Genomic DNA, 10,891 nt, shown 5'->3' on the forward strand with positions numbered 1-10,891 from the left:
GCGCAAGGAGGCGCTCTCGTGACTGTTCTGGGGAATCCGCCGGGAGTGGACGGCGACGGTGCCCTGATCCGGATCGGTCCGCCGCTGCTGCGCGAAGAAGCGGACGTTTGTCCCGAAGGGCGTGCGCTGCGGGCCCGCCCCCTGCTCGTCCAGCAACCCGGGCGTTCCCGTCGCAAGCCGGTCGAGGACTTCGTGTTCCAGCCGATGGACCGTCTGCTGGACGCCGTGGAGCACGAGGGCAGGACCATCACCGAAGCCGCCGCGAACCGCTGGCATGTCCGCAACTGCTCAAGCGCACACGCGGAATGGGCATGGGAAGCGGCCCGGACCTTTCTTGCCGCGCGTGACCGGGAGCAGTCGGCGCGCGTGGCCTCCGGACATCCGGCCACTTCTCCCGTGCAACCGCGCTGGGTGGGCGGAAAGAAATTGAACGTCCTCGACGTGCGGGGCGCCGACCAGTACGAACGCACCGCCTGGGGGCGCCAGTACACGTCCGGGGACGGAACGGTCCGGGAACTCTGGATTCCGTCCCTCGGGCAGGTGAAGACGGACCGCCCGCTTCTGGAGGTGGTCGCCGCCGCGCACGTGCTCGCCACGGGGGTCCCGGCGCGAACGCCCTACATGGAGCGCTCCGAACCTCTCGCGTCCCCGCAGCCACAACCGAGCAGGGTCCGCGTTCTGGGCGTCGGACTCCGTGACGGCTCCACCGCCGTGCTCGGCGACTGGGATGTCGAGGAGGTGCAGTGGCTGTTCGACCTGCACGTGCGTGGCCCGATGGCCAAGGTGGCCGACGGCCGAGGCCGGCGTCCCGGCTCGGACTGTGTCCGATGCGAGGCGCTCGCCGGCTGCCGGGACACTCCTCGTGCACCCGGCCTGCTTGGTGCGCCGGGGTCGGCCCGGCCCCGCAAGCGGCGCAGTGTCTCCGTCTCCGACCTGCGGGCATACCGGGACTGCCCGGCCAGGTACCACCTGACCAGGGTGCTCAAGCTGCGTGACGGCCGGACGGAGAACGAGGCGATCCGGCGTGGCCGTGCGGTCGACGCCTGGCTCAACGCATGTCATGGAGCACGGCCGTCGGTGCCCTGCCGGGACATCCCGTTACCTGACGCCTTGCCGGGTCTCGACGAGACCGAACTGCCCGCGGCCCGCGCCATGATCCGTGCGCACCGGGGTCTGTGTCCGCTCGACGGTCTGCCCGCCACGGAGCGGGTCGAGCCGCAGCGCCGCGTCGCCGTGTACGACGAACAGGCGGACGTCGTCGTCATCGCCGCCTGCGATGTGGTCTACACGGATGACGGCGGTGTGGTGATCCGCGAGACGAAGACCGCCGCACACCGCTTCGGGGAGCGGCGGAGCCTCGTGGAGACGTTCCCGCAACTGGCGCTGGCGGTGCTTCTGCTGGCATCCGGCGTGCTGGGCGGCGATCCCCGTCGTTCCCGTGTCGAGCTGGAAGTGCTGCGCCCGGACGGAGCACGCCTCGAGGAACTCGACCCCTGCGATGGCCTCACCCTCGACCGGTCCCGGCAGGTCATCGCCGAACTCGCCAGCGACTGGGCTGCCGACGAGGCCTACGCGGCCGAACCCGCCCCGGACTTCGACTGCTCCGACTGCGAGGCGGCGCGCTGGTGTTCCGTGGGACGCTCCCGGCGAGCCGCCGACACCACGGGGGAGACCCGGTGACCATCGACGACCACGGTGCCGTACCGGCCGCGAACTGGACGGCGCACGACGGCGTACCGCTGCTGCGGACGCTCGCCACGGCACTTCTCGCCCTGGAGGCGCAGACCGGCCTGGACTCCTTCACCCTCCCCTACCACGCCGAGGCGCAGCGAGCTCTGGACCGTACGGTGCTGGCCTGCCTGCTGCGCGGCGCCCGCCCGCCCGCCGGGCTGACGGAACTCGTCGACCGCTGCCGGACGGTGCCGCTCGAGGACTGGCCTCTGAGCCTGCCCGCCGACCTGGTGGAACCCGGGGACCGACTGCTCGACGAGATCTCGGGCAGACCCACCGAACTGTGTCATGAGTGGGCTGGCCGGAGCCCCGACTCGGCCGCGGTCTTCCGCGACCGCGAAGTCGTCCTCGCCGCCCTCCGTCTGTGCCGTGAGTACGGTGAGGAGGACGCGTACACCGCTTTCCGCGGGCTGCTCGTGCACCGACCGGTCCTCACGGCCGCCGAGATGTACGAGGTGACCGGCGACGTGGTACTGGAACCCGTGCACGAACTCATCCGGCGTGTCTACAAACCCGTGCCGGAGTCCTACCTGCGGGACGGCGCCTACACGGCCTGCGGGCGGTGCCTCACCCTGCTGACTCCGGTCGGAGTGGGTGAATGGTGGTGCGAGCGGGACCGCTGCCGTCGCCAGGGACCACCACCACCGGGCCGCCGGATCACTTACGACGGGACTTTCACGGTCAGCCAACTGGAGCGTCCCCTAAGGCAGTTCGTTACCGGCCCGGGGCGGGCCGAGGTCGATCTGGAACGCGAGCTGCTGGCCTTGGGACTCCAGGTGCGGATGTGGCCCGGCTACGACGCCTACGACCTCCAGGTGGTGTTCCCCGACGGCTGGCGCTGGGCCGTCGACGTCAAGGACTGGGCACACCCGACGTTCCTCGGCCGCTCGGCCCGCCCCGTCCCCCAGGATCCGCCGTACGACGAGGCGTTCTGGGCGGTGCCGGTGCACCGGGCGGCGGCCCGTCCTCACTATGTCGCGGCCTTCGAACGGGCCCGGCCCGCGAGCGCCGGTGACCTGCCACTGCTGACCGATGCCGACCTCGTGACCCGTGCGAAGCGACGGCTGCGCACCTGCAAGGGAGACCGCCGTGCGTGACCGTGAGAGCTGGCACCGGCAGGTGAGCCGCGAGCTGGCCCAAGTGTGGAACGGGCTGCCCGCCGGGCTCGACGGAGTGAAGCCCGTCCATGTGTGCCAGGTCGAACTGGCACTGCGCCTGCTGCAGCGTCTTGCGCCGCAGGAGCCGGCCGAGGGCGCCTACACACTCCTGGGCGGCTACCCCTTCGCCCGTGCCGCCGGCCTGGCGCACACCCACGAGCACGACACGATGCTCACCGCCGCCCGCCACATGCTGTGGACGCTCCGGCGAGGACGCGCCTGGCACCAGGCCCTCAACGCGTACCGTTTGGTCCCCGAACGGCTGCGTGCCTATGAGCTGCCGCACCCTCGTGAGCGGAGCGCGCCCCGAGCGCTGCTGCCGACCGTCGCGGCCGGTCGTATCGCCGTGTACGACCAGGCCCTGGCCGGGATCCCAGACTTTGTCCGTAGGCCCCTTCCCCTGGCACCGGCGGGCCGCAGCAGTTTCCGGGAACTGCGTCGGACGACGTCGGTCACGATTCCCGAGCTCCTCGTCCTTAAGAGCCCTTCCGGACACGACCTGTCCGTGGGGCGTGCCGGGGGTTCCGCGCCGCTCACCGTCATGCGGCACGAACTCGTCGATACCGCCCGGTGGATGGACAGTGCCGAGAGAGAGGCGGGGATCGAACGGCCGGGGAACTGGGGGGCGCGCATGGCGGAGGTACGCATCGCGCCACGGGACGCGGACGGGCGTGGCTTCACCGACGGCGACGCGCTGCGGCTGGACGGCCTGCTGCATCTGGCGGGCATGGTGGGCGCCGGCAAGAGCACGCTGATGACACTGGTCGCGGTGTGGGCCGCCCGCCGTGAGACCCCGCTGCGCACCACCATCGTCGTGGGTGACGCCGCCGAACAGCTCCGCCTGTGCGAGCTGTTCACCGCTCTCGGTCTGTCCGCCGTTCCGCTGCTCGGGGCCAGCACACGCGAGACACATGTGCAGCGGCTCCACCGCCGGCTCGCTTCCCGTGGCCTGGACAACCTCCTTGACCACGACGCGCAGGGTTTCGACGAGCTGAGTACGGCGTGTGTCGTGGACGCGCTCAGGGGAACCGAGGCGGCCAGACCTTTGCGCTATGCCGACGCCCCGTGCACGACCCTGTATCCGGAGCGGAACGCCCCGGAGCGAGGCGTCGGGCAGGCGGCCCAGAGCCCTGATCCCCTCCCCGCCGTCTGGGAACCGGGCACGCCCCGCACCGTCGAGAACACACCCACCGACCAGGAACCGAAGGGATCCCCCCACGGCTGTCCCATCTGGGCGGAGTGCCCGCGCCACCGGTCGGTCCGGGCGCAGGTCGACGCGCTGATCTGGGTGGCGAACCCGGCCAGCCTGGTACAGAGCGCGGTGCCCTCGCACCTCAACGACGAGCGGCTGCGGCAGCTGGAGCTGGCCTGCATCCGCAGCGACATCATTTTCGTCGACGAGGCCGATTCCGTGCAGATGAAATTCGACGAGCTGTTCGCCCCATCGGCCACCCTTGTCCAACCCGGTCTCGAGTCCTGGCTCGACCGGCTGCACACGCACAAGATCGAGGAACTCTCCCGCCAGGGACGGCTTCCCCTGACGGACCGCCAGGTCGAACAGTGGAATGCGGCCCTGGCAGTCGTCACGGTCGCCGCCGACCGGTTGTACCGACTGCTGATCTCCGACGAGCCGTTGAGGGACTGGGTCGACACCGAGTACTTCAGCCCGTGGGCGCTCCAGGAGAAACTCCTCGCCGACTGGTTCGACGAAGTGCCAGGCCCCGACGCCTTCCGCGCTGCGGACGAACTCGAAGCGGTGGCCGACGAACAGGAGCTGTACGAGGGATACGAGGACGACACCGACGGCGAGGGACCCGACGCGGCGCCCACCGCACCCCGCGACCCGCGCCGGGACGAACTGGCCGCGCTGCTCGACGCCTTCCGCGACGACCCGCTCGGCGGTCGCGGGCGGCGTGGCACGCTCACCGACACCATGGTCGAAACCGCCCAGGACCTCCTGCACGGCCTCTCCGCCCCCCGCACCCGGGACCGGGTCCGCGGGCTTCTCGACGAGATGCTGCGGGAAACCCCGGTCGCGGACGACGGCCGGGCGTCGGTCGGGAAGGCGTACGAGAAGTGGCTGGACCTGACCTGCCGCCGCCTGGAGTTCACCCTGCTCCTGTCCGCCCTGCACCAGCGTCTGGACCGCCTCACCCACCTGTGGCCGCACGTGGAGGCCGCGCTGCGCCTCGGCACCCAGGGCAAGGAACTGGCCCGCCGCGCTCCCCTGGACTACGCGCCGCTGATTCCGGAGGCGCCCATGGGTAACGTCCTCGGTTTCCAGTACCTCCCCGATGACCGGGAGCGTGACGAGATCGGCCGCACCAGCGGAACTCTGCGCTTCTTCCGTTGTGCCGGCGTCGGACGTGAACTCCTCCTCTCCCTCCCGGAGCTGGGCGCGGACCGCGCGGCCGGCCGCCCGGGACCCCATGTGGTGCTGATGTCGGGAACCAGCTGGGCCGGCGAGTCCACCCGGGCCCATGTGCTCGCTCCGGTGGGAGCGGTCCTGAAACCGTCCGCCCGGTCGCTCGAAGCGGTGGCACGCACCCGTTTCGACACCCACTTCCTCTACGACGAGGAGGGCAGGCCGATGAGCCTGTCCGGGACGGCCCCGAAGGCCCGGACCACTCAGGCGCGCGCGATCGCCGCGAAGCTGGGCCGGCCCGGTCCCGGCGGCTGCGACAGTCCTCTCGACCTGGAACTGGCCAAGGTCGCCGACGACCACCGCAAGCGGGCCCTGCTGCTGGTGGGCAGCTACCGGGAGGCCTACGCCGTCGCCGACACCTTGAACGCCGAGGAACGGTGGCAGGGCCGGGTCCGGGTGCTCGTACCGGACGACGCCGACCTCGACCATGCCCTGCACGGCACAGGCGCCGCGGAGGGCGGGACCACCTCGGCCACCCTGCGCCGCGGCGATCTCGCGCTGTTCGCCGAGGACCCGGCCGCGGAAGTCCTGGTCGCCCCGCTGCTGGCGGTCGAACGCGGCCACAACATCCTCAACGGCCGGCGCAACGCCGCCTTCGGCACCGCGCTCTTCCTCGCCCGCCCGCATCCCCGGCCCGACGAGCTGTCCCTGTCGGTCTTCGCCGTCAACGACTGGATCAGCCGCTTCGTCCGCGACCGGCCGCGCGCCGACGACCTCCCGGGGCCCGCCACCTTCACCGAGCTGGTGGCCCAGGCCACCACGCTGGACCAGGCGGGCCGTGATCTGAGGTTCGCGGGCCGCCAGGAGTGGCGCCGGCTGCTATCACGGCGTTACATCTACTCACGGCTGTCCCCCTGGGAGAAGCGCGCGTTCGCATGGGACCAACTGGTCACCATGTGGCAGGTCATCGGCCGCCTGGTACGGGGTGGAGTACCCGCCAGGGTCGTGTTCGTCGACGCGGCCTTCGCCCCCCGGCTGGCGCGGTCCCTCGCTCCCACGGCCTCGGGCGCCGCCGTCCCGGCCGCCGATGGTCTGCTGCGGGCCCTGCAGTCGGTTCTGTCACCGTACTTCGCCCCCGACGCCGATCCGGACGCCTTTCCCGACCCGGCCGACCCGGCACTGGCCCGGCTGCTCTACCAGCCCTTCCACGACGCCCTGCTGACTCTCGGCCATCACCGGCCCGTCCGCTGAGGCGGCCGGCACCGGCCCGCACGTCACCGCCGCATCCCTCCGAAGGAGGTTCCACTATGCCCGTGAACTACCGCACCGTCCGCACCGCCGCCTGGCTCCCGGCCGACCCCCGGACCACCCTCACCGCGCGCTACCGCGCCCTGCCTTTCCCCGAACAGTGGCGGGACGCGGTCCTCGCCCTGTGCAACGCCGGCCGCGACCCCCAGGCGGAGCCGTACCGGACCGTACCCACCCGCCGCCTGGAACAGGTCCTGCAGGCCTTCGCCCCGGACGTCCTCGTGCTGCCCCGACCGCCCTTCCACGAGCGGGGGGAGGAACCGGAGCGCTGGCTGTACGTCGCCGAGGACGCCCCCGACCCGCTGCCCCCACACGTCCTCACCCCGCTGCTGGGCCGCTGGCTGCGCGAGCTGCGGCCCGAACCGGAGCACCGGGCCCTGCTCAAGGACGTCCGCGCCCAACTCGCCGAGCACCCACCCGAGTGGGAACCCGTCGAACGTGAACTGCTGGCCTGCGGCAGCACCCGGGGCGGTACCGCCGCGCCGGCCTCCCACCAGTTCACCCTCACCACGGACTGGCTGGCCCGCCGCGTCCTGGCCCTGGGGCCGTACCCGTACGAGGGCGGGCAGCTGCACTTCCGCGCCATGCCGCGCGGCCCCAGGGACCAGGGCGCGGAGCTGGTCTCGCAGCCCCTGCCGTACGAGCCGTCGCCGGGCAAGGGCGCCTGGTGGTTCTCCGTCGTCCTCAACATCACCCTGCACACCGTGCCGTTCGACCCCCTGCCCCGTTTCCACCTCCACTGGTCCATCCGCCGCTGGGCGACGCGCACGTCGCCCGCGACGGGCCGGGTCCGGCTGCCGTACGGAAGCCGGACCACGGTGCTGCTGCGCCCCCGGGTGCCGGTGCTGCCCGGAGTGCCGCTCAGCGAGCGGTACGCCGTCGCCCAGCTGGAGCGGCGCTGGGACAAGGAACGGAGCGAGTTCGCCGACGGCTGGGCCTACGGCGGCCCGGCCCGGCTGCTCCAGGACGTCTCCCTCGGTGAACCGTTCCCCGATGCCGACGCGATCCTGACGGACCCGGAGGAGTGGCTGCGGCGCGACGCGCGGGCCGGGATCGTGTACCGCACTGCGATGGGCGGCCACGAGGTCAAGGCCGGCCTGATGCCGAACCAGTGTTCGGAGCTGACGGCCTGGGCGCAGGCGGCCCTTCCCGCCGAACTGCGCACGGCGCCGGACCTCACGCACACCGCGCTCGCCGCGGCCAAGCCGCTCAACGCCCCGCCCTCCAGTGTCCCCAAGGCGGCACGGGAAGAGGAGGAGGCCCGTCGCTGCGCCGAGCGTCGGGCGGCGGTGGCCTTCGCCGTCGGGGAACTCGGCGCCCCACGGACCGAGGACGGCCGGCCGGTACTGGAAGCGCGGCTGCTGTGGCAGTCGGCCGAGATGCGGGACGCGGCCCTCGGGGCGCTCAGCACGCGGCTCGGCCTCAAGGGCGACGGTGGTTCCTTCACCGAGCAGGAGTACGACGCAGCCGACCCGGGCCGTCCGGTGGTGCACGAGTGGCAGGCGCCGGAACTCACCGTCCGCGTGCGGTGCCTGCGGCCCGTCGTGCGCCAGGACGACGGCACCGGCCGCGCCCTGACCGCGGGCCTCGGCCTCCCGGAGGGCGTACGGCGCACCCGGGAGGCGGTCACCGCGGCCGTGGGGGAGCGGCGGGACGAGACGGCGACGTGGCTGGCCGGCGACAGGACCGGGGACGCGCCCGCCCTGGCCCTGGTGGAGATCGACCGCCCCGCCGATTTCGCGTCCCGGGACCACGACCCCAAGTTCGCCCTGCGGCTCGGCTGCGCCGCCGCCGGCTTCGTCACACAGTTCGTGGCACTCCCCAAGAAGACCAAGGGGTACAACTCCCTGGGGAACATGGGCCACCGGGCCCTGATGGCCTGGGACGACGGACTGCGGCAGCTGGGCGCCCGGGTCCACCCCGAGCACGGCATCGAGCAGGGCGTTCCGCAGGGAATGCGGTACGCCGCGGTCTGGATGGTCCGCAAGAACCACACCGCGCGCAACCGCTGGGCCGCCGATGTCCCGGTCGCCGTCCTGGTCACCCCGCAGGCCCCCGGGAGCGGTCTGGCCCGGGTCCAGGGCTGGGACCCGGGCGCCGACGACGGCGCAGGGGCATGGGTCCCGTATCCGGTCATGCTGCTCGCACTGACCCGTCTCGCCGAGGTGCGGCCCCCCGCGCCGCGGGCGGAGGGCGAGACGGTGCCCGCCGGACGCCGCCGCAGCTGGCGCGCCGACCGTGAGGAGCAGCGGCGGACCGCGGAGGAGTGGCTGCAGAAGGTACGCGCGTCGCTGCGCCGCCGGCCCACGATGCTCCTGGTCGACGCGCAGAACGCCCGGTCGCACTGGACCTGGCTCCAGGACGGCCGTACGGAGCGGGACCGCATCCGCGACGGGCACGCCGAACCGCGGCGGCTCGCTCCGGACCTGCGACTGGTGCGGGTGCGCACGGGGAAGGGCCGCGAGACCGCCCAGTGGTGGGGGGTGAACCCCAAGGACGGACCCAATGGCATCGCACCGCACCTGTGGATCCCGGAAGGCGAGGGAACGGGCCGGGTCTTCTACAGCACGACTCCCAAGCCCGTGCAGTTCAGTTCCTCGGCGGTGGAGGCGGACAAACTGGCGCCACGTCCGCTCAGGATGGGCAAGCGCAAGGGGGAGCCGACCATCGATACGGGGGTGGTGGGCTGGATGCCCGCCCTCGTCGAACTGGCGGTCCTCGGCTGCCACACCGACGACGGGGACGACCCGCAGGCCCTCGCCCTCGCCGCCCATCTGCTGCGTCAGCCCCCCGACTACCCTCAGGCGCTCGCCCTGCCGCTGCCGCTGCACCTGGCGGGCCTGGGGCAGCAGTACGTGCTGCCGACGCGGCCTGAGGGTGAAGAGGATGTGGTGGACGGCGTGGAAGCCCCGCCGGAAGGCGCACAGGTTCCGGTGGCCCCGCCGGAGGAGGAGAGCGCGACGGACGCCGCGGCGGATCCCGACCCGGCCACGACGGCGGCAGCGGGTCTCGCCCTCGAACCGGAGCAGTCCGACCCCTCTGACGAGCAGGAGCAGTTGGCGTTGTTCGGCTTCTGACGCCGAAGGGGGGCATGGCCGGCGGGTGTGCGCGGTCCGGGTGGTCGCCGCGTGCGGTCAGCGGCCCGGACCGCGCCCTCGCCGGCCGGCCTCCCGGGCCCAGGCCCGCACCGGTCGTGCGTCGGGACCCATCGGGTGGGTGAAGGGCCGCAGTGGGTCCACCTCCGCCCACGGCACCAGCGCCTCCTCGGGCGCACGGCGTGCGGGCAACCACGCGGAGAGACGTCGCCACACCTCACCCGCGTGCACGGGGCGCTCGTCGGGTTCCTTGGCCAGCAGTTGGAGCACGAGTTCCTCCAGCGCGGTGGGGATTCCGCGGCGCAGTTCCCGAGGTGGCGCGGGCGGCTTCTCCAGGATCATGCCGGGCAGCATGAGTTCGGAGTCGTGGGCGAAGACGGGCTCGCCCGTCAGCATCGAGTAGAGCAGACAGCCGAGCGCGTACAGGTCCGTGCGCGCGTCGACCGGCTTGCCCCGGATCTGTTCCGGCGCCATGCATTCCAGGCTTCCGGGGCGCTCGCCGGTCGTGGTGAGTGACGTCGTCCCGGGGCCGAGGAAGGCGGCGACACCGAAGTCCAGGACCTTCACCACCCCGTCCGTGCGGATGACGACGTTGCTGCCCTTGAGGTCCCGGTGCACGACGTCCCGGGCGTGCACGGTGCCCAGGACGGAGGCGATCTGCACGCCGATCGACGCGGTCTCCTCGACGGGGAGTGGGCCCTCCTCGACGATCCGGTCGCCGAGCGAGAGCCCGATCACGTACTGCATCACGAGGAAACGCGTACCGTTCTCCTGGCCGAGGTCGTAGACGGTCGCCAGCCCGGGGTGGTCGAGCCGGGCGACGGCCTGCGCCTCACGGCGGAACCGTTCGGCGTCGCGGGCGCGTTGTTCCTCGGTGAGACCGAGGGCGGCGCTCATGGTCTTCAGTGCCACGTCGCGGCCGAGGTTCTCGTCGTGCGCGAGCCAGACGACGCCCATGCCACCCCGGCCGATGAGGTTCTTGATCCGGTATCTACCGGCGATCAGCGATCCCGTGTTCATCCGCGCTGTGGCCCCGTCCCCTCCGTGCCCGTGGCGCCGCGCCCCGGGCGGTCGTCGGAGGAGAGTTTGGCACGATGGCGCGCATGGCGCATTAATCGGGAAGGTTGCGTGCGTTGACTGTGTTCACGTGACGCTGTTCTAATGGTCGAGGGAGGGGCGGTACCACTGGTGTCTCCACCCGCTACGGTGACGTGTGGATCGCGTCGGGAACAAGT

5 protein-coding genes are annotated in these 10,891 nt (G+C 72.3%); 4 read left to right on the forward strand and 1 reads right to left on the reverse strand.

Annotated elements, in window-relative coordinates:
• Positions 1–18 precede the first annotated feature (18 nt).
• From ACIA6T_RS29930 to ACIA6T_RS29945, 4 genes are read left to right on the forward strand one after another with little or no spacing between them, the layout of a single operon-like run.
• Entirely contained in the window at positions 19–1,680 is a 1,662-nt protein-coding gene (locus ACIA6T_RS29930; protein WP_399449622.1) for a PD-(D/E)XK nuclease family protein, read from the forward strand.
• Positions 1,677–2,828 (forward strand): hypothetical protein, encoded by a 1,152-nt coding sequence (locus tag ACIA6T_RS29935; RefSeq protein ID WP_399449623.1) that lies wholly within the window; start codon positions 1,677–1,679, stop codon positions 2,826–2,828. Before ACIA6T_RS29930 ends, ACIA6T_RS29935 begins: the two co-directional genes overlap by 4 nt.
• Entirely contained in the window at positions 2,821–6,504 is a 3,684-nt protein-coding gene (locus ACIA6T_RS29940; protein ID WP_399449624.1) for a hypothetical protein, read from the forward strand. Before ACIA6T_RS29935 ends, ACIA6T_RS29940 begins: the two co-directional genes overlap by 8 nt.
• A 56-nt stretch (positions 6,505–6,560) precedes the next feature.
• Positions 6,561–9,638: a pPIWI_RE module domain-containing protein gene (locus ACIA6T_RS29945; protein ID WP_399449625.1), complete on the forward strand. Its 3,078-nt coding sequence runs from the start codon at positions 6,561–6,563 to the stop codon at positions 9,636–9,638.
• Positions 9,639–9,695: 57 nt separating this feature from the next.
• Here ACIA6T_RS29945 and ACIA6T_RS29950 read toward each other — a convergent pair whose 3' ends face one another.
• Positions 9,696–10,676 carry a serine/threonine-protein kinase gene (locus ACIA6T_RS29950; protein ID WP_399449627.1) on the reverse strand — a complete coding sequence of 327 codons (981 nt, stop codon included), beginning with the start codon at positions 10,674–10,676 and terminating at the stop codon, positions 9,696–9,698.
• Positions 10,677–10,891 lie beyond the last annotated feature (215 nt).

The sequence above is a fragment of the Streptomyces sp. NPDC051740 genome (assembly GCF_044453165.1).
GTDB lineage: Bacteria > Actinomycetota > Actinomycetes > Streptomycetales > Streptomycetaceae > Streptomyces > Streptomyces atrovirens.

Coding starts and splice junctions, on each gene's coding strand:
- ACIA6T_RS29945 (WP_399449625.1), top strand. CDS start 6,561: ATGCCCGTGAACTACCGCACCGTCCGCACCGCCGCCTGGCTCCCGGCC.
- ACIA6T_RS29950 (WP_399449627.1), bottom strand. CDS start 10,676: ATGAACACGGGATCGCTGATCGCCGGTAGATACCGGATCAAGAACCTC.